The 24123-nt window shown below is 73.6% G+C and carries 24 protein-coding genes; 13 read left to right on the top strand and 11 right to left on the bottom strand.

The genetic code is table 11. The features are described from left to right. Positions 1-105 precede the first annotated feature (105 nt). On the bottom strand, positions 106-2136 hold the full coding sequence (locus AQJ11_RS25365; protein ID WP_208616604.1) for an NPCBM/NEW2 domain-containing protein: 2031 nt from the start codon (positions 2134-2136) through the stop codon (positions 106-108). A gap of 197 nt (positions 2137-2333) precedes the next feature. Between AQJ11_RS25365 and AQJ11_RS25360 the strand changes: the two genes are divergently transcribed. Next, positions 2334-2525: a hypothetical protein gene (locus tag AQJ11_RS25360; RefSeq protein ID WP_041664988.1), complete on the top strand. Its 192-nt coding sequence runs from the start codon at positions 2334-2336 to the stop codon at positions 2523-2525. Between the two features lie 154 nt (positions 2526-2679). Continuing rightward, entirely contained in the window at positions 2680-3723 is a 1044-nt protein-coding gene (locus tag AQJ11_RS25355) for an NUDIX hydrolase (RefSeq protein ID WP_059264488.1), read from the top strand. On the opposite strand, the gene AQJ11_RS25350 is transcribed toward AQJ11_RS25355, so the two are convergent. Both AQJ11_RS25350 and AQJ11_RS25345 read right to left on the bottom strand, forming a co-directional pair. Continuing rightward, complete coding sequence (locus AQJ11_RS25350) at positions 3693-4427, bottom strand: MBL fold metallo-hydrolase (protein ID WP_059264487.1); 735 nt, start codon at positions 4425-4427, stop codon at positions 3693-3695. The genes AQJ11_RS25355 and AQJ11_RS25350 overlap by 31 nt on opposite strands. 61 nt (positions 4428-4488) lie before the next feature. Then, complete coding sequence (locus AQJ11_RS25345; protein ID WP_059264486.1) at positions 4489-5844, bottom strand: dipeptidase; 1356 nt, start codon at positions 5842-5844, stop codon at positions 4489-4491. Between the two features lie 128 nt (positions 5845-5972). Here AQJ11_RS25345 and AQJ11_RS25340 point away from each other — a divergent pair, with 128 nt between their 5' ends. Further along, the gene (locus AQJ11_RS25340) at positions 5973-7214 is read left to right on the top strand and encodes a geranylgeranyl reductase family protein (protein WP_014671136.1); all 1242 of its coding nucleotides are present in this window, start codon (positions 5973-5975) and stop codon (positions 7212-7214) included. Here AQJ11_RS25340 and AQJ11_RS25335 read toward each other — a convergent pair. After that, on the bottom strand, positions 7204-7653 hold the full coding sequence (locus AQJ11_RS25335; RefSeq protein WP_059264485.1) for a nitroreductase family deazaflavin-dependent oxidoreductase: 450 nt from the start codon (positions 7651-7653) through the stop codon (positions 7204-7206). The genes AQJ11_RS25340 and AQJ11_RS25335 overlap by 11 nt on opposite strands. Before the next feature lie 145 nt (positions 7654-7798). Between AQJ11_RS25335 and AQJ11_RS25330 the strand changes: the two genes are divergently transcribed. The 4 genes from AQJ11_RS25330 (at position 7799) to AQJ11_RS25315 (ending at position 11564) form a co-directional block, all read left to right on the top strand. Continuing rightward, positions 7799-8491 carry a TetR/AcrR family transcriptional regulator gene (locus AQJ11_RS25330; protein WP_014671134.1) on the top strand — a complete coding sequence of 231 codons (693 nt, stop codon included), beginning with the start codon at positions 7799-7801 and terminating at the stop codon, positions 8489-8491. Between the two features lie 115 nt (positions 8492-8606). Then, positions 8607-9020, top strand: coding sequence for a hypothetical protein (locus tag AQJ11_RS25325; protein WP_059264484.1), 414 nt, complete (start codon positions 8607-8609; stop codon positions 9018-9020). Positions 9021-9681: 661 nt separating this feature from the next. Next, a complete protein-coding gene (locus tag AQJ11_RS25320) occupies positions 9682-10902 on the top strand; it encodes a sensor histidine kinase (protein WP_059264483.1) in 1221 nt (406 codons plus the stop codon). Further along, entirely contained in the window at positions 10899-11564 is a 666-nt protein-coding gene (locus AQJ11_RS25315) for a response regulator transcription factor (protein WP_059264482.1), read from the top strand. Before AQJ11_RS25320 ends, AQJ11_RS25315 begins: the two co-directional genes overlap by 4 nt. Here the strand turns inward: AQJ11_RS25315 and AQJ11_RS25310 are convergent. Both AQJ11_RS25310 and AQJ11_RS25305 read right to left on the bottom strand, forming a co-directional pair. Then, positions 11525-11809 carry a DUF6332 family protein gene (locus AQJ11_RS25310; RefSeq protein ID WP_059264481.1) on the bottom strand — a complete coding sequence of 95 codons (285 nt, stop codon included), beginning with the start codon at positions 11807-11809 and terminating at the stop codon, positions 11525-11527. The two genes, AQJ11_RS25315 and AQJ11_RS25310, sit on opposite strands and share 40 nt — an antisense overlap. Before the next feature lie 89 nt (positions 11810-11898). Beyond that, entirely contained in the window at positions 11899-13389 is a 1491-nt protein-coding gene (locus AQJ11_RS25305; RefSeq protein ID WP_059264480.1) for an MFS transporter, read from the bottom strand. A gap of 86 nt (positions 13390-13475) precedes the next feature. Between AQJ11_RS25305 and AQJ11_RS25300 the strand changes: the two genes are divergently transcribed. Continuing rightward, on the top strand, positions 13476-13877 hold the full coding sequence (locus AQJ11_RS25300) for a MarR family winged helix-turn-helix transcriptional regulator (protein ID WP_059264479.1): 402 nt from the start codon (positions 13476-13478) through the stop codon (positions 13875-13877). A gap of 55 nt (positions 13878-13932) precedes the next feature. Here the strand turns inward: AQJ11_RS25300 and AQJ11_RS25295 are convergent, their stop codons facing one another. Both AQJ11_RS25295 and AQJ11_RS25290 read right to left on the bottom strand, forming a co-directional pair. Further along, positions 13933-14673, bottom strand: a complete 741-nt coding sequence (locus tag AQJ11_RS25295) for a maleylpyruvate isomerase family mycothiol-dependent enzyme (RefSeq protein ID WP_014671127.1) — start codon at positions 14671-14673, stop codon at positions 13933-13935. A gap of 436 nt (positions 14674-15109) precedes the next feature. Continuing rightward, positions 15110-16438: a C1 family peptidase gene (locus AQJ11_RS25290; protein ID WP_059264525.1), complete on the bottom strand. Its 1329-nt coding sequence runs from the start codon at positions 16436-16438 to the stop codon at positions 15110-15112. Positions 16439-16701: 263 nt separating this feature from the next. On the opposite strand from AQJ11_RS25290, the gene AQJ11_RS25285 reads away from it, so the two are divergent. Then, positions 16702-17097, top strand: a complete 396-nt coding sequence (locus tag AQJ11_RS25285; protein ID WP_158506433.1) for a luciferase domain-containing protein — start codon at positions 16702-16704, stop codon at positions 17095-17097. Between the two features lie 42 nt (positions 17098-17139). Here the strand turns inward: AQJ11_RS25285 and AQJ11_RS25280 are convergent, their stop codons facing one another. Further along, positions 17140-17919: a DeoR/GlpR family DNA-binding transcription regulator gene (locus AQJ11_RS25280; protein ID WP_059264478.1), complete on the bottom strand. Its 780-nt coding sequence runs from the start codon at positions 17917-17919 to the stop codon at positions 17140-17142. 125 nt (positions 17920-18044) lie between these two features. Here AQJ11_RS25280 and AQJ11_RS25275 point away from each other — a divergent pair, with 125 nt between their 5' ends. Next, the gene (locus AQJ11_RS25275) at positions 18045-18926 is read left to right on the top strand and encodes an SIS domain-containing protein (RefSeq protein ID WP_059264477.1); all 882 of its coding nucleotides are present in this window, start codon (positions 18045-18047) and stop codon (positions 18924-18926) included. A gap of 31 nt (positions 18927-18957) precedes the next feature. Continuing rightward, entirely contained in the window at positions 18958-19818 is an 861-nt protein-coding gene (locus AQJ11_RS25270; protein ID WP_059264476.1) for a class II fructose-bisphosphate aldolase, read from the top strand. 24 nt (positions 19819-19842) lie between these two features. Here AQJ11_RS25270 and AQJ11_RS25265 read toward each other — a convergent pair whose 3' ends face one another. Continuing rightward, the gene (locus tag AQJ11_RS25265) at positions 19843-20976 is read right to left on the bottom strand and encodes a methyltransferase (RefSeq protein ID WP_059264475.1); all 1134 of its coding nucleotides are present in this window, start codon (positions 20974-20976) and stop codon (positions 19843-19845) included. Between the two features lie 67 nt (positions 20977-21043). On the opposite strand from AQJ11_RS25265, the gene AQJ11_RS25260 reads away from it, so the two are divergent. Then, positions 21044-21694: an alpha-ketoglutarate-dependent dioxygenase AlkB family protein gene (locus AQJ11_RS25260; RefSeq protein WP_014671120.1), complete on the top strand. Its 651-nt coding sequence runs from the start codon at positions 21044-21046 to the stop codon at positions 21692-21694. A gap of 48 nt (positions 21695-21742) precedes the next feature. Continuing rightward, entirely contained in the window at positions 21743-22996 is a 1254-nt protein-coding gene (locus tag AQJ11_RS25255) for an ROK family protein (protein WP_014671119.1), read from the top strand. A gap of 52 nt (positions 22997-23048) precedes the next feature. Here the strand turns inward: AQJ11_RS25255 and AQJ11_RS25250 are convergent, their stop codons facing one another. Continuing rightward, positions 23049-24095, bottom strand: a complete 1047-nt coding sequence (locus AQJ11_RS25250; protein WP_059264474.1) for a S66 family peptidase — start codon at positions 24093-24095, stop codon at positions 23049-23051. Positions 24096-24123: the final 28 nt, after the last annotated feature.

The raw sequence follows: 24123 nt of genomic DNA, 5'->3' as shown, positions 1-24123 counted from the left end.
GCGGGCCGGGGGCCCGCTGGATCGGGCAGACGACCCGGCGGAGCCCCGGCTCTCGGTGAAGCCGCGGACCCGGCTCCGGGCGGGCCCGGAGCCGAGCCCCGGGGTTCAGCAGGTGAGGCGGGCGTCCGCCCAGTCCGCGTGGTCCGAGTCGACGCCGTCGCCGCCGTCGGTGACGACCAGCCGGACCACCTGGGCGCCGGTCACGTCGGCGGTGAGCGGCTGGGCGGGCATCGCGTTGGTGAGGACGCCGGTGGACGCGGCCTTCGTGCCGTCCGCCCAGATCTCGAAGGCGACGGTCCCCTTCGTGCCCTTCTCGTCGTCCACGCCGACCTCCGCGGTGACCTTCTCGCAGGCCCCGCCGGTGTAGAAGGAGATGTCGCTGAGCGCGTGGACGCCGAGCCCCTTGGCGTACACCGTCCCGCCGATGGTGAGCGGACTCCCGTCACCGGCGGCGCTCTCCCCGTTGCTGGTGTTCCGCTCCACCGGTCCCCAGCCGCTGGTCGCCGACAGCCACGGCAGGTCGCCGAGGTACGACGTCCCGGCGGGCGGCGGCACGACGACGGACGCGGTCAGCGGAAGCGTGCTGGTGACCGGTGTGCCGGACGGCGAGCGGTAGTTCGTCGTGAGCGTGAGGCCGTAGGAGCCGGTCGGGGTGCCGGACGGCGCGGTCACCCGCCAGCCGGTGCGCAGCGCCCCGCCGGGGGCGAGCGTGGCGGCCGAGGTCGCCGAGGTGGGCCGTACCGTCCAGCCGGCGGGGCCGGTCAGCGACACGGAGACCCGTCGCGCGGGCGTCCGGCCGAGGTCGGTGACGGTGCTGGTGAGCGTGGCCGGGTCGGCCGCCTCCAGCAACGTGCTGCCGTCCAGGCCGAGTGCGACGGCCGGCGGGTGGCTGGCCCAGCGCGGGTCGGCCGCGACGCGCAGCAGGACCGTGCCGTGCGCCGGGACGGTGGCGGCGATGGTGCCGGCGGTGTTGTACGTGCGGTGCTGCCACAGGTCGCGCAGGGTGTAGGCGTCGGCGTCCGGCAGGCCGACGGCACTCGCGCTGGTGGCGATCCGCTGGGCGGTGCCGGACTCGTTGAAGAGGGCCACCGCGCGGCTGCCGTCCTTCATCTCCTTGGCGACGACCCAGCGCCCGCCCCCGGAGGAGACGACGGTGCCCTGCTTGCCGAGCGGGTCCTGGTCGACGGCGATGACCTCCTTGTTGCCGAGGATGTCAAAGGTCGCGGGGGAGGCCTTGCGCAGGTCGGTGCCGATGAGCAGGGGCGCGGCCATGACCGACCAGAGCGAGAAGTGCGAGCGGTACTCGGTGTCCGTCATGCCGCCGTTGCCGACCTCCAGCATGTCGGGGTCGTTCCAGTGCCCGGGGCCGGCGTACGGCGCGAGCGGGAGGTTCTGCTTTAGGATCGACAGCATCGAGCTCCAGCTGTCGCTGATGTCACCGGTGGTCCGCCACAGGTGGCCGACGTCCGAGGCCCACTCCCAGGGCTTGTTCTGGCCCCACTCGCAGATGCTGTAGACGATGGGCCGCCCGGTCGCCTTCAGCGCGTCCCGCATGGTCCGGTAGCGCTGCTGGGCGTCCACGCCCTGGTTGTTGCAGTTGTCGTACTTGAGGTAGTCCACGCCCCAGTCGGCGAACTGGCGCGCGTCGCTGTACTCGTGGCCCAGGGCGCCCGGGAAGCCCGTGCTGTCGCAGGTCTTGGTCCCGGCGCTGGTGTAGATGCCGAGCTTGAGCCCTTTGGCGTGGACGTAGTCCGCGACCGCCTTGATCCCGTCCGGGAAGCGGGCGGGGTCGGGCACCAGCTTGCCGTTCGCGTCACGGTCCGGCAGGGCCCAGCAGTCGTCCAGGTTGACGTACTGGTAGCCCGCGTCCTTCAGGCCCTTCTCCACGAACAGGTCCGCGATGCCCTCGACCATGGACGCGTTGAACTCGGCGCGGCAGTGGGTGGAGTTCCAGTTGTTGAAGCCCATCGGCGGGGTGAGGGCGAGCCCGTCGGCGAGGGCGGGTGCGGCGGGGGTCTCGGCGGGGGCCGCCAGGGCGGGGGCGGCGAGGCCCGCCACGCACAGCAGGCCGGCGGTGAGCGCTCCGGCCACTCTTCGGCGTGTGGTGCGGGTCGTGCGGGTGTGAGGGTGACGCATCGTTGACGTTCCTCCGACTCGCTGAACCGGGATGACTGCATGTACGCGTCATCGGTGCGCGTTTACGGTAGGACCTGTCTGACTGTGTTGGAAGAGGGCTGTCAGATGTTTGGGTGTGTTCGCTTGAGAGGGGACTGCGGCCCGGGGTCCGCGAGCCGCAGCGTGACTCGCGGAGCCTCCGCGCAGTTGATCAGCGCATGAAGAAGCGCAGCATGCTCGCCATCGCCACCCTCGCCGCCGGATTCGTCGTGGCCGCCGTCACCCCCTCCCATGCGGCGGACGAGGCACCCCTCGGCGACCTCAACGTCTCGGACACCCTCGACTCGGCCGGCCACCTCGTCGCCCAGGACAGCCTGGACGTCGACCACGGCGCCCTCGGACACGAGTAACCCCCGGCCGCGTACGGCGTGCGTGCCGGTGCCCCCGCCGCGGGGGGCGCCGGCACTCCCGTGTGCGCGCGGACAGGCGCCCTCAACGGGAGGGGGTTTCCGTGGCAGGGTGGAGCGGGCAAGCCTCAGGGGGCCGACACAGGAGGGGGAGTCCGTGACCGTCGTCTGGATCAACGGCGCGTTCGGCGCGGGGAAGACCACCACGGCACGCGAACTGATCGAACTGATCCCGAACAGCGCGCTCTTCGACCCCGAGGTCCTCGGCGGGGCGCTCACGCACCTGCTGCCGCCCAAGCACCTCGCCGAGGTCGGCGACTTCCAGGACCTGCCGATCTGGCGCCGGCTGGTGGTCGACACCGCCGCCGCGATGCTCGCCGAGCTGGGCGGCACCCTCGTGGTGCCCATGACCCTGCTCCGCCAGGAGTACCGGGACGAGATCTTCGGCGGCCTCGCCGCCCGCCGGATCACCGTGCACCATCTGCTGCTCGCCCCGGCCGAAACGATCCTGCGCGAGCGGATAGCCGAGCGGGAGATCCCGCCCGACCTGCCCGACGGCGAGATACGCGTACGGCAGTGGTCCTACGACCACATCGAGCCCTACCGCACCGCCCTCGCCTCCTGGCTCACCGCCGACGCCCACCCGGTCGACACCAGCGACCTCACCCCGTACGAGACCGCCGTCCGCATCGCCGACGCCGTCGGCAGCGGGGCCGTACCCGCCTGCGACATCGTCCAGACCCCCGAGCCGACCGCCGAGACGCTCGCCGCCGGCGTGCTGCTCTTCGACGAGGACGACCGGGTGCTGCTGGTCGACCCCACCTACAAGCCCGGCTGGGAGTTCCCCGGTGGCGTGGTGGAGCGGGGCGAGGCCCCGGCCCGCGCCGGGATGCGCGAGGTCGCCGAGGAGACCGGGATACACCTGCGCGAGGTGCCCCGGCTGCTCGTCGTGGACTGGGAGCGGCCCGTGCCCCCCGGGTTCGGCGGGCTGCGGCTGCTGTTCGACGGGGGCCGGCTGGAGTCCGGGGAGGCGTCCCGGGTGCTGCTGCCCGGCCCGGAACTGCGCGCCTGGCGGTTCGCCACGGAGCAGGAGGCCGCCGCGATGCTGCCACCCGTCCGCTACGAGCGGCTGCGCTGGGCGCTGCGCGCCCGGGAGCGGGGCAGCGCGCTCTACCTGGAGGCGGGCGTGCCGGTCGGCTGACCCGGCGCCGCGACGATCGAGCGCAGTGCGGCGGTGGCCCCGCCCAGGACCGGATCGCCGTGGCCGAAGCAGGCCACCTCCGCCCCGAGGTCCGCCAGACGGCCGATCGAGGCGAGCAGCCGGGCCCGGTCCAGGTTGAACACCCCCGCCATCGGCGTTCCGCCGTCCGGCGCCGCCGCCACCGTGTCCCCGGTGAAGAGCACGCCGTGCGCGGGCAGGAAGAGCGCGATGCTGCCGTCCGTGTGCCCCGGGACGTGCACCACCCGCGCCCCGCCGCCGAAGCCGAGGACGTCTCCGTCCGTCACCTCGGTGAGGGCGGACGGGGGCACCGCCGGGCCCTCGGGCAGGTGCCGGGCCGCCTCCGCGTGGATCGGCAGTTCCCACTCCTCGAACCGTGGCGGCGGACCCGGCCGTTCACCCCGCACGAACGGCGCGTCCAGCGGGTGCGCCAGCACCTCCGCCCCGCTCAGCGCGGCGAACTCGCCCGCCCCGCCCACGTGGTCCTCGTGGAAGTGGGTCAGGACGATGCGTCGTACGTCCGTCGGGGCGCGGCCCAGGGCGGTGATCGCGTCGGCGACCGCCCGGCCGGAGCCGACCGGACCCGCGTCGACGAGGGTCAGTTCGTCGCCGTCGCGCCAGAGGTAGGCCTGGCCGACCGGGAAGCGCAACAGGTGCAGGCGGGGCAGCAGTTGGATGACGTCCACGCGCCGACCGTAGGCAGGGCCCCCGGCCGGGTCGAGGGCCCTCTGCCATGGGCAGAACGGTTCAGCTCGCCGCGTAGTTGCGCAGGAACAGCGCCTCCGCGACCGACAGCCGCTCCAGCTCCTCGGGGGACACGCTCTCGTTGACCGCGTGGATCTGCGCCTCCGGCTCGCTCAGCCCGATGAGCAGGATCTCCGCCTTCGGGTAGAGACCGGCGAGCGTGTTGCACAGCGGGATGGAGCCGCCCTGGCCCGCGTAACTCATGGTCTCGCCCGGGTAGGCCACCGCCATCGCGTCGGCCATCGCCTGGTAGGCGGGGCTGGAGGTGTCGGCGCGGAACGGCTGGCCCTGGCCGATCTGCTCGGTGCTGACCCGGGCGCCCCACGGGGTGTGCGCCTCGACGTGCGCCTGGAGCAGCCGGGTGGCTTCTGCCGCGTCCACGCCCGGCGGCACCCGCAGGCTGATCAGGGCGCGGGCACTCGACTGCACCGACGGGGTGGCGCCCACGACCGGCGGGCAGTCGATGCCGAGGACGGTGACCGCCGGGCGGGCCCAGAGGCGGTCGGCGACCGAACCGCCACCGATCAGCTCGACGCCGTCCAGCACCTTGGCGTCCGTGCGGAACTGCTCCTCGGCGTACTGCAGACCGTCCCACCGGGCCATGGCGTCCAGGCCGTCGACCGTGGTGGAGCCGTCCTCGGCGCGCAGCGAGTCCAGCACCCGGATCAGCGCGGCCAGCGCGTCCGGCGCGGCGCCGCCGAACTGGCCCGAGTGCAGGTTGCCGGCCAGGGTGTCGATCCGCACCCGGACCATGGTCATACCGCGCAGCGTGGTGGTCACCGTCGGCAGGCCGGCCCGGAAGTTGCCCGCGTCGCCGATGACGATGGTGTCCGCCTCCAGCAGCTCGGGGTGCTGCTCGGCGTACCGCTCCAGGCCGCCCGTGCCCTGCTCCTCCGAGCCCTCCACGATCACCTTCACGTGCACCGGGACGCCGCCGTTCGCCTTGAGGGCGCGCAGCGCGAGCAGGTGCATGATGAAGCCGCCCTTGCAGTCGGCGGTCCCGCGGCCGTACCAGCGGCCGTCGCGCTCGGTCAGCTCGAACGGCGGGGTGGCCCAGCCGGCCTCGTCCAGCGGGGGCTGCACGTCGTAGTGCGCGTACAGCAGAACCGTTTTCGCACCGTCCGGGCCCGGGAGGTGGCCGTACACGGACCGCGTGCCGTCCGGGGTGTCCAGCAGGGCCACGTCCGTGAAGCCCTCGGCGCGCAGTGCGTCGGCTACCCAGCCCGCGGCGGCGTCGCTCTCGCTCTTCGGGAACTGCGCGAAGTCCGCCACCGACTTGAAGGCGACCAGTTCGGCCAGCTCCGCCTTCGCCCGGGGCAGCAGCGAGGCGACGGTCTCGGCGACCGGATTCGACGGCATGGGCACGCTCCTCGTAGGTGCGACGTTGTACGGGATGGGACCGATCCTCCCACAGTGGCCTGCGCGGACGGCCGCCGTAGGATGCGACAGGACACTCGGCAACGGCTTGATCGGAGCGGTAGACCATCGTGAGCGGCGAGAACTCTTCGGCGGACGACGTGCAGCAGGTCTGGGACGTCGTCGTGGTGGGCGCGGGCCCCGCGGGCGCCTCGGCCGCCTACGCGGCGGCGGTCGCGGGACGGCGCGTGCTGTTGCTGGAGAAGGCCGAGTTGCCCCGCTACAAGACGTGCGGCGGCGGCATCATCGGCCCCTCGCGCGACGCGCTGCCACCCGGCTTCGAGCTGCCCTTCCGGGACCGGGTGCACGCGGTCACCTTCTCCAACAACGGCCGCTTCACCCGCACCCGCCGTTCCAAGCAGATGCTCTTCGGGCTGATCAACCGCCCCGAGTTCGACCAGCAACTGGTCGAGCACGCCCAGAAGGCGGGCGCCGAGCTGCGTACGGGCGTCACCGTGCAGCGGGTCGAGCAGCACGGCTCGGCGGTGCCGGACCGGCGCACGGTTGCCGTCGTCCTCCAGGGCGGGGAGACGGTGCTGGCCCGCGCGGTCGTCGGCGCGGACGGCAGCGCCAGCCGGATAGGAGCCCACGTCGGCGTGAAGCTCGACCAGGTCGACCTCGGCCTGGAGGCGGAGATCCCGGTGCCGGAGACGGTCGCCGAGGACTGGAAGGGCCGGGTCCTCATCGACTGGGGCCCGATGCCGGGCAGTTACGGCTGGGTCTTCCCGAAGGGCGACACGCTGACGGTCGGCGTGATCTCCGCGCGCGGTGAGGGCGCCGCCACCAAGCGGTACCTGGAGGACTTCATCGCCCGGCTGGGTCTCGCCGGCTTCGAGCCCGCCATCTCCTCCGGGCACCTGACCCGCTGCCGCGCCGACGACTCGCCGCTGTCCCGGGGCCGGGTGCTGGTCTGCGGGGACGCGGCCGGCCTGCTGGAGCCGTGGACCCGCGAGGGCATCTCCTTCGCGCTGCGCTCGGGCCGGCTGGCGGGGGAGTGGGCGGTCCGGATCGCCGAGGCGCACGACGCCGTCGACACCCGCCGCCAAGCCCTGAACTACGCGTTCGCGATCAAGGCGGGGCTCGGCGTCGAGATGAGCGTCGGCAAGCGGATGCTGGCGGTGTTCGAGAAGCGCCCCGGCCTCTTCCACGCGGCCCTCACCGGGTTCCGCCCGGCCTGGCGGGCGTTCCGGGACATCACCCAGGGCTCCACCTCGCTGGGCGAGCTCGTCCGCTCCCATCCGATCGCCCAGCGCGCCCTGACCGCGTTCGACCGGGGCCAGGCCGCCTCGGCGGAGGAGTCCGTCAGTTCGTGACGGTGATGCGGAAGACGGGGTGGTCGGGGGCGATCCGGCGCAGCTCCGCGTCCGGGGAGTCGGGGCCGACGCCGTTGAAGAAGACCCCGACCTCCGCCTTCCAGCGCTTGAGGTAGGCCCGCAGCAGCGGGACCTTGTCGTCGTCGGCGACCTCGGTCGCGGTGAAGACGTCCACGTTCTTGCCGAGCCGCAGTTCGCCGCCGCCGGCCGCGCGCATGTTCCGGGTCCACTGGACGTGGCCGCGCGGGGCCAGCAGGTACTGCTGCCCGTCCACGGTCAGCAGGTTGACCGGCGTGATGCGCCACTGCCCGCTCTTGCGCCCCCGCACCGCGAGGACGCGGGAGCCCCAGACGCTGATGCCGCGCCGGGTGAGCCAGGAGACGGCCCGGTTGAAGACGTTGACGGTGAACCAGCCCGGCTGGACGACGTGTGTCGACATGGTGACCCCCACGGTGTGAGAGAGCGGTGCTCTCGTTCGTCTCCAGTGTGAGGGAGAGAGGTGCTCCGAAGCAAGAGCACTGCTCTCTTATTTGTCTGCCGCTCTCGTCTGTGTGCACCGCTCTCCCGCATGGCACACTGCTGGCATGACCACCGCACAGGGTGCCCGCGCCCGGGCCAGGCAGGAAGTCACCGCGGCCATCAAGGAGGCGGCACGCAGACAGCTCGCGGCGGAGGGCGCGGCCAAGCTCTCCCTGCGGGCCGTGGCCCGCGAGCTGGGCATGGTCTCGTCGGCCCTGTACCGCTACTTCCCCAGCCGGGACGACCTGCTGACCGCCCTGATCATCGACGCCTACGACTCCGTCGGCGAGGCGGCCGAGCGGGCCCGGGACGCCGCGGCCGACGCCCCGCCGCCGGCCCGCTGGATCGCCGTGTGCGAGGCGGTACGCGACTGGGCGCTCGGCCATCCGCACGAGTACGCGCTGATCTACGGCTCGCCCGTGCCCGGCTACTCCGCCCCCGAGACCACCGTCCCGGCCGCGGCCCGCGTCGGCATGGTCTTCATCGGCATCGTGCGGGACGCCCACGAGGGTCCGGGCCTGTCCGAGCTCTCCCTCCCGGCCGACCTGCGCCCCGAGGGCGCGCGCATGGCCGCCGACTTCGCCGCCGACGTACCGCCGGAGGCCGCGGTGGCGCTGGTGGCGGCCTGGGCCCAGCTGTTCGGACTGATCGGCTTCGAACTGTTCGGCCAGTTCAACCGGGTGGTGGAGGACCGGGAGACGTTCTTCCGGCACGCGGCCGGCCGGCTGGCGGAGGGGGTGGGACTGGGGCGGGGATGAGTGGGGCGTTGCCCCCTTCAGGGTGGTTTGGCGGCGGATCTCCTACCGGGCCGGTCACGTCCGTGGCTTGACTGGGTGTCAGGGTGCTCTCTGAGCCGGTCACACAGGAGGTTCCATGCGTTCTCTGCTCGTCGCGGCAGCGGCATTCGCCCTGATCACGGCAAGCGCCGGTGCCGGCGCCGCCGGGACGGCCCACGAAAGCGCGGCCTGGGAGTGCGCGCGGGACGTGTGCCTCCGGGTGAGCAAGACCCCTGGGCACAGGGACGCGCACGGATGCAATCACAAGGTCTGCGTCAACGTGGTCGGCAACGCGTCCGGCTACACGACGAGCGGCTACTACAGCGGCTCGAACCGGTTCTACGGCCACATCAACGTGTGGGGCCCCGGCATGAGGGCGGAAGGCAAGGACAGCGCCTACCCCGGCGTCGCGGGGAAGGGCCGGGGAACCGGCCAGACCTGTGCCGAGGGCTGGGAGCTGGACAACGGCAGGTACACCTCCGTGGGGCTGCCCTGCAAGGACGTCACCTGACCGCCCCGGCGCTTTCCCCTGCCAGGGCGGAGTCGGGTCGCGCGCTGCCGCTGGCGGCCACGGGCCCGCGGCGGGGCGCCCGGTGCCGGACCACGCCCACCGCGGACCGTCCCGGCGCCGCCCGCCCGCCCGGCTCGCCCCGCCACTGCTTCCGCCGGTGGGTGGGATGCGGGGTCTCGCTTGGCGCTCGGGGCGGGGAGTGCGCCTTGCGTTCGGGGTGCGGAGTCCCGTCCGGTGTCCGGGGCGGGGGGCGCTGTCCGGCGTTCGGGGTGCGGGGTCTCGCCTTGCGTCCGGGGCGGGGAGTGCGCCTGGCGCGCGGGGTGCGGGGTCTCGCTTGGCGCTCGGGGCGGGGAGTGCCGTCCGGCGTCTGGGGCGCGGGGCCTCGCCTTGCGTCCGGGACGGGGGGTCTCGCTTGGCATCCGGGACGGGGAGTGCTGTCCGGCGTGCGGGATGTGGGTCTCGCTTGGCGCTCGGGGCGCGGGGTGTCGCCTTGCGTCCGGGGCGGGGAGTCCGCATGGCGGCCGGGGCGGGGAGTCCCGACCGGCGGCGCCCCGTGAGCCGCCTCACCCCGGTGTCCTGAGGCGCGTACTCCCCCGGGAGTACCCGTGATCACCTCGTCCGGCTGACGTCGGCCCGGTGCGGCGGCGTCTAGCGTGCCCGTATGGACGAGCAGCACGGCGGCGGCCCCTCGCACTGGTGGCGGTACGGGCCGCCGGGGTGGAACCGCCCGGACCACGCGGCGACGCACCGCGCCCGGACGCCGTGGCGTTCCACCGTGCTGCTCACCGCGTTCGTGCTGGTCGGCAGCGACTTCGCCGCGCACGGCCAGCCGGACCGGGTGCCGCTCGACGGCTACGCGCGCGTGCTGCTGCTTCTCGCCTCGGCGCTGTTGCTGTGGCGGCACCGCCACCCGGTGGCCGTGGCGTTCGGCACGGCCACCGCGACCCTCGCCTATCTGGCCCTCGGCCACCCGTACGGACCCGTCTTCCTCACCGTGGCGGTCGGCTGCTTCGGCGCGGTCGTCGCCGGGTGCCGGCGGGCGGCCTGGGCCGCCGTGACCCTGCTGTGGGCGGGACACGCCCTGGTCGCGCTCTGGCTGTACCGATGGCTCCCGCCCGCCGGGGACCGCGGCGCGGGCATCGGCCAGGAGATCGTCGTCGCCACCTGGGTGCTGGCGGTCGTCGCCCTCGCCGAGCTGGGCCGGGCGCGGAGCGAACAGTGGGCACGGGAGCGCGCGGACCGCGCGGAGGCGGCGCGACGGCGCGCGGACGAGGAGCGGCTGCGCATCGCCCGCGAACTGCACGACGTCCTCGCCCACAGCATCTCCGTCATCAACGTCCAGGCCGGCATGGGACTCGCGCTGCTGGACAGCGACCCCGAGCAGGCGCGGGCCGCGCTCACCACGATCAAGGCCGCCAGCAAGGAGGCCCTCGGCGAGGTGCGCCAGGTCCTCGGCACCCTGCGCGCGCCGGGCGCCGCGCCGCGCGCTCCCGCGCCCGGTCTGGACCGGCTGCCGGAACTGGTGGAGCAGGCCGCGGCGGCCGGCCTGACCGTCGGGACCGAGGGCGAGCCGCCCCGGCTGCCACCGGGCGCCGACCTGGCCGCCTTCCGCATCGTGCAGGAGGCCCTCACCAACGTCGTACGCCACTCCGGTTCACGGCACGCGCGCGTGCGCTTCGCGTACGCCGACGGCGTTCTGCGGCTGCGGATCGACGACGACGGACCGGCGACCGGCGCGGACGCCGGGGGCGGCGGCAACGGGCTGGCCGGCATGCGGGAGCGGGCCGCCGCGCTGGGTGGCACCATCGAGGCGGGCCCGCGCCCCGACGGCGGCTTCCGGGTGCTCGCCGTCCTGCCGTCGCACCTCGGGGAGGACCAGTGATCCGGGTACTGCTGGCCGACGACCAGTCGCTGGTGCGCGCCGGTTTCCGGGCGCTGCTCGACGCCCAGCCGGACATCGAGGTGGCCGGCGAGGCGGCCGACGGCGAGGAGGCGCTGCGCCGGGTGCGCGAACTGCGGCCGGACGTCGTGCTCATGGACATCCGCATGCCGCTGCTGGACGGTCTGGCCGCGACCCGGCGCATCACCTCCGACCCGGCCCTGGCGGACGTGAAGGTGGTCGTGCTCACCACCTTCGAAGTGGACGAGTACGTCTTCGAGGCCATCCGCGCGGGTGCCTCCGGCTTCCTGGTGAAGGACACGGAGCCGGACGAACTCCTGCGCGCCGTACGGGCGGTGGTCGAGGGGGACGCACTGCTGTCGCCGGGCGTCACGCGCCGGCTGATCGCCGAGTTCGCGGCGCGGTCCAAGCAACCCGCGGCTGCGGACGCGCTCGCCCGGCTCACCGAGCGGGAGCGGGAGGTGATGGCGCTGGTGGGCATCGGCCTGTCCAACGAGGAGATCGCCCGCCGGCTGGTGGTCAGCCCGCTCACGGCCAAGACGCACGTGAGCCGGACCATGGTGAAGCTGGGCGCTCGGGACCGCGCCCAACTCGTCGTCCTCGCCTACGAGTCGGGGTTGGTACGGCCCGGCTGGCTGGGCTGAGCCGTCCGCCGGAAGCGCACCAGCACGCTGACCACCCGGGCCACGAACACGACCGACGCGACCGCCATGCCGAGCCGCAGCAGGACCTTCGAGGGGAGGTCGGGCAGGTCGAAGAGGAGCGCGGGCCCGGCCACGGCCCCGAACAGCACCGCCGCCGCGAACGCGGCGCTGACGAGCGCGTAGCCGGCCTCGACCGTCGCCGCGTCCTGCTCCGCCTTGGTCCGGCGGCCCCCGTTTGCATACATTTCGTCAGTTTCGCAGGCGTGCGCCCGGCGGGACAAGCGATTCCCGCCGGGCGCACGCGCGCAGGCGCCCTCCTCTTTCCTGTTCTTCGCTAGTCACGGACCGGTACGCGGTCCGCGTCCGCCTCCTGCACGGTGGACCTGGCGACCACGACCGACCGTCCCCGGCGGGACCGGCGCAGCCCGGTGAGCGACAGCAGCAGCCCCACGACGGCCATGGCCGCGACCACGACCAGACCGGGCCGGTAGCTGTCCAGGACGGCCTGCGGGGTGGCCCGCGCGGGAGTGTGCGCGGTCACCACCGCCGTGACGACGGCCAGGAAGAGCGCGCCGCCCACCTGCACCGAGGTGTTGAGCAGACCGGAGACCATGCCCTGCTCGTGCTCGTCCACACCGTTGGTGGCCTGGACGTTGAGGGACGGGAAGGTCAGCGCGAAGCCCGAGCCGACCAGCAGCATGGTCGGCAGGATCACCGCCGCGTAGACCGGGTGCAGGTCGACGCGCAGGAACAGCGCGTACCCGACCGCCAGCAGGACGAAGCCGAGCACGATCAGCCGTGCGGTGCCGAACCGGTCGATGACGGCCCCGACCTTGGTCGCGGAGAGCGCCACCAGCGCGCCCGCCGGCAGGAACGCCAGCGCCGTGTGCAGGGCCGACCAGCCCAGCACCTGCTGCATGTAGAGCGTGACCAGGAACTGGAACCCCGTGTAGCTGCCGACGAACGTCAACGCGCCGAGCTGGGCCCGGACCTGCGGCCCGGAGCGCAGCACCCCGAGCCGGATCAGCGGGCTGGGGCTGCGCAGTTCGACGAGCACGAAGGCGACCAGCATGACGGCCACGGCGACGAAGGACAGGAGCGTCCGGGCCGAGGCCCAGCCGGTCCCGGGCGCCTCGACGACGGTGAACACCAGCAGCAGCATCGAGGCGGTGCCGAGGACGGCACCCGGGATGTCGTAGCCGCCGTGGTCGCGTTCGCGCTCGCTGCGCGGCAGCAGCCTCGTGCCCACGAGCAGCGCGAGCAGTGCGACCGGGGCGGGCAGCAGCATGGTGAACCGCCAGCTGGCCTCGGTGAGCAGCCCGGAGAAGACGAGGCCCATGGAGTAGCCGGCGGCGGCGCAGGTGGTGTAGATCGACAGGGCCCGGTTGCGCAGCGGGCCCTCCGGGAACGTGGTGGTGATGATCGACAGGCCCGCCGGTGCCGTGAAGGCCGCGCTCAGGCCCTTGATGAAGCGGCTGGCGATCAGCAGCGGGCCGGAGTCCACCAGTCCGCCGAGCAGCGAGGCGAGCGCGAAGACACCGAGCGCCACCAGGAACACCTGGCGCCGGCCGAGCAGGTCCGCGGTCCGGCCGCCGAGGAGGAGCAGGCCGCCGTAGCCCAGGATGTAGCCGCTGACGACCCATTGCAGGGTCGACGTGGACAGGCCGAGGTCGGAACCGATGGAGGGCAGCGCGACGCCGACCATCGACACGTCCAGCGCGTCCAGGAACATCGCGGCGCACAGCACCAGCAGGGTGCCCCACAGTCTGGGTGTCCAGCGGACCGCCGGGGACGGGGCCGCGGAGGTGGTGAGCGGAGAGGTCATGCCGGGCACACTTACATGCACATGCATGAGATGCAAGCGCATTTAATGACGGTGCAATAAATGCGTTTGTCTGCTACGGTGCGCTCATGGCGGCGAAGAAGCAGCCCGAACAGGCGCTCGTGGAGCAGTGGCGCGACATCCTGGCCCTGCATGCCCGCACCCAGTGCGAGGTGGACCGGGCACTGCACGGGCACGGACTGTGCGCGAGCGACTTCGAGGTTCTCGACCTGCTGGCCGAGGGCGCGGCCGCGGACGGCGGCTCCGCCTACCGGGTGCAGGAGATCTCCGACCGGGTCCACCTCAGCCAGAGCGCGCTGTCCCGGCTCATCGGCCGCCTGGAGAAGGACGGCCTGGTCGAGCGGGCCATGTGTCCGGAGGACCGGCGCGGGGTGCGGGTGGTCCTCACGGCGAAGGGACGCGCGCTGCACGGCGAGGTACGGCCGGTGCAGCGCGCGGTGCTGGCCAGGATGCTGACCGAGACGGACTGACGGGTCCCGGTGCCGGACTGACGGGTCTCGGCGCCGGTGAGGGCTGTCGCGGTCGTCAGATCCGGGACCGCTCCCGCCACAGGGCCGCGAGTGACGGGTCGCCGGTCACGTGCGGCACCGCCGTCCGGTTCCACAGCGCCAGGTACAACTGATCGGCCGGCCCCGAGAGTTCGGCCTCGGCCGGGCCCTGCTCCGCCCGTACGGTCACCGGCGGCCCGTCACCGAGCCGCACCGTCCACACCGCGTCCGGCCCCGCGTCCACCGCGCGCACCCGGAGCGTACGCGGCTCCTCGGTGCGCACCCGGCTGCGGGGGCGGGCGTGGAAGCCGCGCAGCAGTTCGTCGATGCCGTCCACCGCGAACTCCGGCGCGATCGGGGACGGCGTGCCGCCGCGCGCCGCCTCGGCGTCGTAGCGGTGCACGGTCGTCTCGTGCGCCTGCCGCCGGGTCCAGAACGCCAGCGACGAGGGGCTCGGCGCGGGATGGAAGGTCCAGCACTCCAGGTCGGCCGGCGCGGCGGCCAGCGTCTCCACCAGCAGACGGTGACCGTCCCGGTACCAGGCCACCAGCTCGGCCCCGTCCAGCGCCGGCGGCTCGCCCACGGGCCGGGGGGCGGTGTGCCCCTCGGCGACCAGGGCGGCGGCCCACCGGTGCACCGTGCCGGTGTGCCGTACCAGGTCCCGCACCTGCCACTCCGGGCACGTCGGCACCTTGGCTTCGGTCCCCGCAGCGGCGGCGGCTGCCGCGAGCAATCCACCCTCGCGGTCCAGGATCTGAAGGAACTCGGCAGTCTCCATGGGCTGAGTGTGCCGGATGGAGCGGGCTCCAGGGGGCATGCGTGCACGGCGCGAGCGGCCGGGGAGACGGGCCGGGGCGCCGCACGGCGACCGTCTGCCCCCGTCCGCGGATGCACGGGCAGACGTTCGCCGGCATACCCGGGAGCAGCGGCGAGTTGGCTGCCGCACAGGCCGGAACCCGCGCGCGGCCCGGGCCTGCGCGACGCCGGTGACGACCGTTCCGCCTGCCTCGGGTACCTCCTGGCGCCTCGGCCCGGACACGCCCGCGCCGCCCGGCGCCTCGGCTCGGTCCCCGCAGGGCGCGGCGGCGAGCCGCACTTCGCCGACCGCGACGACGACGGCGGTACGGCGGTCAGGCGATCCGCGAGTCGTTCGGGCCGGCCACCAGCACTGACGGGATCGACAGGCGGTCAGGCGGCGGCCCTCGCCGGCGCGCTCAGCCCGCGAGGGCGCCCATGGGGTCCCAGACGGGGAGGACGATCGGCGGCTGGTCGAGGGCGGCGGCCAGCTCCGGCGGCAGCGCAGAGCGGCGCACGGCGATCTCGAAGACATGCTCGCCGAACCACGAGTCGTTCATGGTCCAGAAGCCCTTGTCGGCCTTCTTCTCGCCCCAGCTGTTCTCCACCCGCCAGCGGCGCGGGCTCCCGTCCACCACGTCGACTCCGGTGAACAGCATCGCATGGGTCATCTGCGTGTCGTGGTGCAGCAGCCGGTCGGCCTTGTCCAGGGTGAACGGGGCGTCGTAGACGGCCGCGTAGTCGAAGAGCGCGGCGTCCCAGACGCCGGCGTCCGCGTGCATCATCTTGGCCACGTCGCAGCCGAACCACACCGGCTCGCCGCCGACGATCGCCTCCATGGCCAGCCGCTTCAGCAGCTCCATCGGCGCGTTGAGGTAGACGACCGGCGGGGCGTCCACGACATTGCCCAGGTACTCGACGGTGAACGTGCGGCCGACCGGGCTCGACTCCCGCGGATCGTGCACCAGGCAGACGTACTCGTCCAGCGGGAGCTCGACATAGGAGGTGGCGAACTCGGCCGGGGTGAGCCAGCCGTCGCGGTGGAACTCCTTGTCCTTGTCCTCCCACTGCCACAGGAACCGCTGCGGAGGCGTGCCGAGATGGATGCCGAGCACCCGGTGGACGGCGGCCAGCACCTCCCGCTTGTGCTCCCGCTGTGCTGCGACCCCCTCGGCCGCCAGCGCGCGCAGATCCCGGGCGCCCTGGCGGAGCAGGGTGCTCAGGGCCCGGTTCATCGCCCGGGTCGAGGAGGAGCTGTTGGTCTCCGGCATGGCTGACTTGGGGACCAGGCCGTGCTTGGAGACGAGGGCGACGAACATGTTCCACTGGCCGCCGTCACCGATCGGGTCCGCCAGCAGGTGGGCCACCGTGCGGTCGTCCACGTCCCGGTCCGAGGTCTCGACGACGGCCTCAAGGAAGTGGTTCGCCCGCTCGAACTTGTCCCACCAGAGCAGGTAGTTCTGGGAGAACTCGAAGTCCTTCACGCCCAGCTTCCGTGCGGCGCCGACCCGGAGCAGGTTGAGCCCGGCGAACATCCAGCAACGCCCGCTCTGCTTCTGGTCGGTGGCCTTCCAGTCGTCCAGGTGGTGGGAGACCGAGTGATCGATACCGGTGAGTATCCGCCGGTCGAGGGCGACATCGTCGACGGGCGTCCGGGTGACCGCGTTCTGCATCAGCCGGTTCACCGGACGCGCGGTGAACTCCTTCTCGAACAGCTCCAGCTGGTCCGGCGTCAGACTGCGCTCCATGGGCCGGCGGGAGTCATCGTTTCCGAAGGTCACAGCGTCTGCCTCCAGTTCCCAGGGCTTCGTGAGGGGAGCGCGCCCTCACCGTCGCACGGCGGTTCGGCCGGAGTCAACGGAGTGTCGAGGCGCAGCTGCCCGCCCTGTGGGGCGCCGGTCTGTTCGAGGGGTGGATTCCTGTGCGGATTCGTGAACGCAGCACGGATACAGGTCGGTTAATGCTTGCTCACGAGCTGGTTGCGGACGGGTGAGCGGGCCATGATGGGCCCATGACGTTGGCCTCGCGCGCGCTCGCGCAACTGGCGACCTGGCCGGACCTGAGACAGGCCGTCCCGAGCTGCGGTCTGGGACGGGCCGTGCGGTCGGCCCAGGGGGAGATCGCGCACTTCCACTCCGAGCGTGACGTCGACCTGCGGCTCACCGACCGGGCCGTCCGCCGGTTCGCCAAGGACCTCAGGGGCTCGGACGCCATCAGGGTCGTGCCCGGCTCGCAGTGGGTCACCCTGCGCCTGGACGCCACGAGCGACGTCGACCTGCTGTTGACGCTGGTCAGCGTGGCGCTCCAGGCCCAGCAGACGTGGCCCGATCCGGCGGACCGGGCGGTCGCGGGCTGCAACGACCAGCGCGGCGCGGGGTTCGTGAAGGCCGACCTCGGCGGGCTCTGAGGCGGCGCCGGGAGCCGGGAGGCCGGCCGGGCCGGGGCCGTCTCACACCGTCAGCACCCGGACGCCCGCCTCCTCGAACCGCCGTACCGTCTCCCGCTCCGCCGCCGTGTCCGTCACCAGCGTGTCCACCAGCTCCGTCCCGCAGATCCGGGCGAACGCCCGGCGGCCCAGCTTGCTGGAGTCGGCCGCGACCACCACCCGCTCGGCGCGCTCGCACAGCAGCCGGTTGATCGCGGCCTCCGCCTCGTCGTGCGCCGCCGCCCCGTGCGCCACGTCGAAGCCGACGACACCGAGCACCGCCACGTCGAGCGTGATCTGGCCCAACACCCCGTCCGCGAGCGGGCCGACGAGCTCGTACGACTGCGCACGCGCCACCCCGCCCGTCACCACGATCTTGAACTGGGGGCGTACGGCGAGCTCGTTGGCGATGTTGAGCGCGTTGGTGACCACGGTGAGCGCCGGTGAGCCGGTGGCGAGGTCACCGCGCACGGCCAGCGCCCGGGCCACCTCCGTGGTGGTCGTACCCCCGGTCAGACCCACCGCCTCGCCCGGAGCGAGGAGTTCGGCCACCGCCTTGGCGACGCGCTGCTTCTCCGAGGCGCGCCGGGCCGTCTTGTAGCGCAGCGGGAGCTCGTAGGACACCCCGTGCACCACGGCCCCGCCCCGGGTGCGGACCAGCATCTGCTGTTCCGCGAGCTGGTCGAAGTCCCGGCGGATCGTCGCCGCCGACACCGCCAGCTCGGCCGCCGCCTCCTCGACCTCCAGCCGGCCGCGCTCGACGAGCAGTTCCAGCAGCGCCTGCCAGCGGGCGTCCCGGGACATCCGCCGCCTCCCTTCCGTTCGATCTCCGGCGACCCTAGCGCACCCGACCTGGCGTCCGAATGCTTGATTGTGCTCGAAAGCTCGCTATACCTTGCAAGAACAATCAGCCAGGGGAGGGTCTGGGCATGACACATGTCGAGGACGAGCTGAACAGCCAGCCCGAGTGCTGGATACGGGCGGCCGAGCAGGCGGAGCACCACCGCGGCGCACTGCCGCAGCCCGGCGAGCGGGTCGCCGTCGTCGGGTGCGGGACCTCGTACTTCATGGCCCAGGCCGTGGCCGCCCTGCGCGAGGGCGCCGGACAGGGCGAGACCGACGCCTTCCCCGCCTCCGAGTTCCCGCACGGGCGGTCGTACGACCGGGTCCTCGCCCTCACCCGGTCCGGCACCACCACCGAAGTGCTGGAACTGCTCGCGGGGCCGGCGAGGCGGACCCGCACCACCGCCGTGACCGCCGACCCGGACACCCCGGTCGTGTCGGCCGCCGACGACCTCGTCGTGCTGGACTTCGCCGACGAACGCTCCGTCGTCCAGACCCGGTTCGCGACCACCGCGCTCACCCTCCTCCGCGCCCACCTCGGCCTGCACACCGACGCCGTCGTCGCCGACGCGCGCACCGCCCTCGCCGCTCCCTTGCCCCAAGGGCTCGTGGAGTGCGCGCAGTTCGCCTTCCTCGGGCGCGGCTGGACCGTCGGACTCGCCCACGAGGCCGGGCTGAAGATGCGCGAGGCCTCCCTCTCCTGGACCGAGTCCTACCCGGCGATGGAGTACCGGCACGGCCCGATCAGCGTCACCACCGAGGGGACGGCCACCTGGATGCTCGGCGAGGCGCCCGACGGACTCGCCGAACAGGTCCGCGCCACCGGCGGCCTGTGGATCGAGGGCGGGCTCGACCCGCTCGCCGAACTCGTCCGGGTTCAGCGCCTCGCCGTCGCCGTCGCCGCCGCCCGGGGCCTCGACCCCGACCGGCCGCGGCACCTGACCCGCTCGGTGATCCTCGCCCCCTGAACCCGCCGGCCCTCCCGGAAGGACACCCCACGTGCCCCTCGCGTCCACCGGCGAGCTGATCACCCGGGCCGCCGCCGCCCGCTCCGCCGTCGCCGCGTTCAACGTCATCACCCTGGAACACATCGAGGCCGTCGTCGCCGGCGCCGAGTCGGCCGGCGCACCCGTGGTCCTCCAGGTCAGCGAGAACGCCGTCAGGTTCCGCTACGGACGGCTGCTGCCGCTGGCCCGCGCCGCCGTCGCCGCCGCCGAACGGGCCGCCGTCCCCGTCGCTCTGCACCTGGACCACGTGCAGAGCGACGACCTGCTGCGCCAGGCGCCCGGCGCCGGGTTCAGCTCGGTCATGTACGACGCGGCCCGCCTGCCGTACACCGGCAACCTGGCCGCGACCCGGGCCGCCGTCGACTGGGCACACGCCCAAGGTCTCTGGATCGAAGCCGAGTTGGGGCAGATCGGGGGCAAGGACGGCCGGCCCCCGCTGGACGCGCACGCGCCCGGCGCCCGTACCGATCCCGGCCGGGCGCGGGACTTCGTCGCCGGCACCGGCGTCGACGCCCTGGCCGTCGCCATCGGCAGCACGCACGCCATGACCACCCGCACCGCCGTCCTCGACCTCGGCCTGCTGGGGCGGCTGTCCGCCGCGCTGACCGTGCCGCTCGTCCTGCACGGCTCCTCCGGGGTGCCGGACGACGGCCTGGTCGCGGCGGTCGGCCGCGGCATCGCCAAGGTCAACGTCGGGACCGCGCTCAACGCGGCCATGACCGGGGCGATCAGGGAGTTCCTCGCCGCTCGCCCCGAGGCTGTCGACGCGCGCACCTACCTCAGCGTGGGGCGGGAGGCGATGGCCCGCGAGGTACGGCGGATCATCGGGGTCCTCTCCGGGGCCGGGGGCTGACCGGCTCGGCTCCCGGCGGAGCGCCTAACCCCTCCTGACCGCCCTCAGCACCACGAACTTCGGGTCCGACGCCACCAGTTCACTGTTGCCGAACAACCGCCTCAGCTTCACGTGGTACCCCAGGTGCCGGTTTCCGATCACCCACAGCTCGCCCCCCGGCCGCAGCGACCGCAGCGCCCCGGTGAACATCCGCCACGCCACCGCGTCCGTCGTCGCCTGGTGGGAGTGGAACGGCGGGTTGTTCAGGACCAGGTCCACACTGCCGGGCGCCACCCCGGCCAGCCCGTCCCCGACCCGGAACTCGGCGTGCCCCGGCACCCCGTTCGCCTTGTACGTCGCCTCCGCCGAGGCCACCGCCTGGTACGACTCGTCCACGAACAGCACCTCGGCCGCCGGATCGGCCAGCGCCACCGCCGTACCGACCACACCGTTGCCGCAGCCGAGGTCCACCACGCGCCCGGCGCCGGGGCCGGGCAGGTGCCGCAGGAAGAAGCGGGTGCCGACGTCCAGCCGCTCGGCGCAGAACACGCCCGCGTGGTTGACCACCGTGCGCCCCGACACCGCGCCGACGCCGTCCGGCAGGGCGTAGCTGTACGGCCACGGGTTCGCGGGCCGCTCCAGCGCCGGGTCCGGGGTGCAGAAGATCAGCCGGGCCTTCTGCCGGGCCAGGGAGGTCCGGGTCGGGCCGAGGATCCGCTCGAACAACCGGAGCGTCGAGGTGTGGATCTCCTTCACCATGCCGGTGCCGACCACGACCGTGTCCGCGTGCACCGCGGGCGCCAGCCGCAGCAACTGGTCCTCCAGCAGCGCCAGGCTCTTCGGCACCCGCACCAGCAGCACGTCCACCCGCTCCGGCGGCGGGTCCTGCGTGGTGAGCAGCCGTACGGCACCGGGCTCCACACCCGCCCGCGCCAGGTTAGCCCGGGTCGCCTCCTGGCCGAGGAAGGAGTCGGTGATCTGCGTCGGCCGGTGCTCCGCCAGCGCGGTCACCAGCGCGCCCCAGCGGTCCCCGACCACCACGACCGTGCCCGTGAGCGGTACCTTCTCCTCCGCGAGATGGCGCAGCAGGTACGCGTCGGACGCGTCCCAGGCGCGCAGCCGGTCGCGGGAGTCCTCGGGGAAGCGGGTCAGCTCGACCTCGCCCCACGGTGTCGTCATACGGTCGCTCATCGTGCGTCCAGGCTAGCGGAGCCGCAGATCAGAGGGCGTGGGGCAGGATGGGGGCATGGAGGACGAGCTGTTCGGCCGGGAGCGTGCGGAGGTCGCGCCGGGCGCCGTGCACGTCGTGGACTGGCTGGACGCCGAGCGGCAGCGCGCCCTGCTCGCCGCCTGCCGCGACTGGGCCCGGCCTCCCGCCGGGCTGCGCACGGTCCGCACGCCGGGCGGCGGCACGATGACCGCGCGCCAGGTCTGCCTGGGCTGGCACTGGTACCCCTACGCCTACGCCCGCACCGTCGTCGACGGCGACGGCAGCCCCGTGAAGCCGTTCCCGGACTGGCTCGGCGCGCTGGGCCGCCGCGCGGTGGCCGACGCGCTCGGCCCGGACGCCGTACCGGCCGTGCCGTACGACATCGCACTGATCAACTTCTACGACGGTGACGCCCGCATGGGCATGCACCGCGACGGCGACGAGAAGACCGACGCGCCGGTGGTCTCGCTGAGCCTCGGGGACACCTGCGTGTTCCGCTTCGGCAACACCGGCACGCGCGCGAAGCCCTACACCGACGTGGAACTGCGCAGCGGAGACCTGTTCGTCTTCGGCGGCCCGTCCCGGTTCGCCTACCACGGAGTGCCGCGCGTCCGCCCGGGCACGGCCCCGGCCTGGCTGGGTCTCGCCGGACGGCTGAACATCACCCTGCGGGTGAGCGGCCTGTAGCCGCCGGCGCAGGCCACCCGGACAGCGGATCATGGGAGACTCGCCCTCATGAGCGGCAACGCGGATCCCCGGGCGACGGGGGAGAGGACCACGTCGAGGGCGCGGCTGGACCGCGGGCGCGGGGCGCTCGGGCCGGCGCTGGGGCTGGTGCACACCGGACGGGCGCCGACCCGCGCCGTGCTCACCGCCGAACTCGGTGTCACCCGGGCGACGGCCGGCGCGGTCGCCGCCGAGCTGGAGGCGCTGGGCCTGATCCGCGTGGACGCCCGGCCCGGCTCGGCGGCCGGCTCCCAGGGGCGCCCCTCGCACCGGCTGGAGGTCGCCGAGGACGGTCCCGTCGCGCTCGCGGCCCAGGTCCACGCCGACGGCTTCCGGGCCGCGCTGGTCGGCCTCGGCGGACGGATCGTGGCGACCGCCCCCGGCTGCGAGACCGTCGACGCCGACCCGGCGAAGGTGCTCGGCTCCGTGGTCGAGGCGGGCGCGGAGCTGCTGCGCCGCACCGGCCGGCGCTGTGTCGGCGCCGGACTCGCCGTGCCGTCCGCCGTCGCCGAACCCGCCGGCCTGGCCCTCAACCCGCTGCACCTGGCCTGGCCCGTGGGCGCCCCCGTCCGGGAGATCTTCGCGGAGCGCGTGCGTGCCGCCGGCATCGACGGACCCGCGTTCGCGGGCAACGACGTCAACCTCGCCGCGCTCGCCGAACACCGGCACGGCGCCGGCCGGGGCGCGCGGGACCTGCTGTGCGTGGCCACCGGGCACCGGGGCGTCGGCGGCGCGCTCGTCCTGGACGGCCGTCTGCACACGGGCAGCTCGGGGCTCGCGCTGGAGGTCGGCCACCTCACGGTCAACCCCGAGGGCCGCCCCTGCCACTGCGGCAGCCGGGGCTGCCTGGACGTCGAGACGGACCCGCTGGCCCTGCTCGTGGAGGCGGGCCGGGAGCCCGGCCCCGAGGTGTCCCTGGTCCAGCAGGCAGTCGACCTGCTGCGCACCCAGTACGACGACCCGGCCGTCCGCAGGGCCGCCGAGGTCCTCATCGACCGCCTCGGCCTCGGCCTGGCCGGCCTGGTCAACATCCTCAACCCGGACCGCATCATCCTCGGCGGTCTGCACCGCACCCTGCTCGACGCGGACCCCGGCCGGCTGCGCGCGGTGGTCGCCGACCGCAGTCTGTGGGGCCAGAGCGGGAGCGTCCCCATCCTGCCGTGCACCCTGGACCACAACAGCCTGGTCGGCGCGGCGGAACTGGCCTGGCAGCCGGTGCTGGACGATCCACTGGAGGCGCTGGCCGGGAGCGACCAGGCGTGAGGACCGCAGGACACCGGGCCGTCGGCAGCCACCGTGCTCCGGCGCCGGGTCGTCAGTACGTCACCGTGATCCGGCGCGCCGGGCCGTCCACGCGGACCTCTCCGCCGTAGGGGATCACCACCTGCGGATCGGTGTGGCCGAAGTCCACGTCGAAGACGGCCATGGTGTGCGGGGCATATACCTTCAGCGCACGGAGCACCGCCTCACGCTGCTCGGTGGCGTAACGGCGCTTGGCGTCCGCGTCGTTCGGCCGCTGGAAGGACCAGGCCTTGGCGCGGGCCATCAGCAGGGCCGGGAAGCGCTCCAGCAGGCCGCGTTCCCCCATGTTCCGCAGGATCCGGAAGACCTCGGTGGCGCTCGGCAACTCCTCCGAGGTCTCCAGGAACAGCACGCCTCCGTCGTAGGCCGCCGGATCGCGTTCGATCTCGCGGTCGGCCATCAGCAGCCACGAGAGGATCTCCAGGTTGCCGCCCCACGCGCGCCCCGCGACGACCCGGTCGGGCCGGTGCCAGATCCAGCCGCCGCCCGGCTGGGAGTCGGGTTCGGCGTCGAACGTGGCGGGATCGGCCCAGTCGCGGTCGGTGTCGCGGTAACGCTCGGCCGGGCGCAGTTCGTACGGGCCCCAGGTGAACAGGGCCGCGCGCACCGAGTCGGCGGTCATCGGGTGCAGCGCGTACGGGCGCCCCAGCTCGGTCATCAGGCAGGCGCCGTGGTAGCCGACGATGCCCAGATTGTGCAGGAACAGCAGCAGATTGGTGTTGTCGCTGGAGCCGAAGAACGGCTTCGGGTGGGCGCGGATCAGCTCCCGGTCCAGGTGAGGCAGCACGGTGATCTGGTCGTCGCCGCCGATGCTGGCCATCACGGCCTTGATCGTCGGATCGGCGAACGCCGCGTGGATGTCGGCGGCGCGCTCCCGGGGGGTGGAGCCCATGGTGCGGGTGGTGGGGTATTCCACCGGTTCCAGGCCGAAGTCCTCCCGCAGCCGCCTGAGCCCCAGCTCGTGGGGGAGCGGCAGGATCCCCGGCAGACCGGATCCGGGGGAGAGGATCGCCATTCGGTCGCCGGGCACGGGCTTCGGCGGATACGCGGGTGCGGTCATACCGGTCAGGTTAGGGAACCGACCGGCT

This window comes from Streptomyces corchorusii, assembly GCF_001514055.1.
Classification (GTDB): Bacteria; Actinomycetota; Actinomycetes; order Streptomycetales; family Streptomycetaceae; genus Streptomyces; species Streptomyces olivaceoviridis.
Note: the sequence above shows the minus strand (reverse complement) of the source record. Positions and strands in the feature narration are given on the sequence as shown.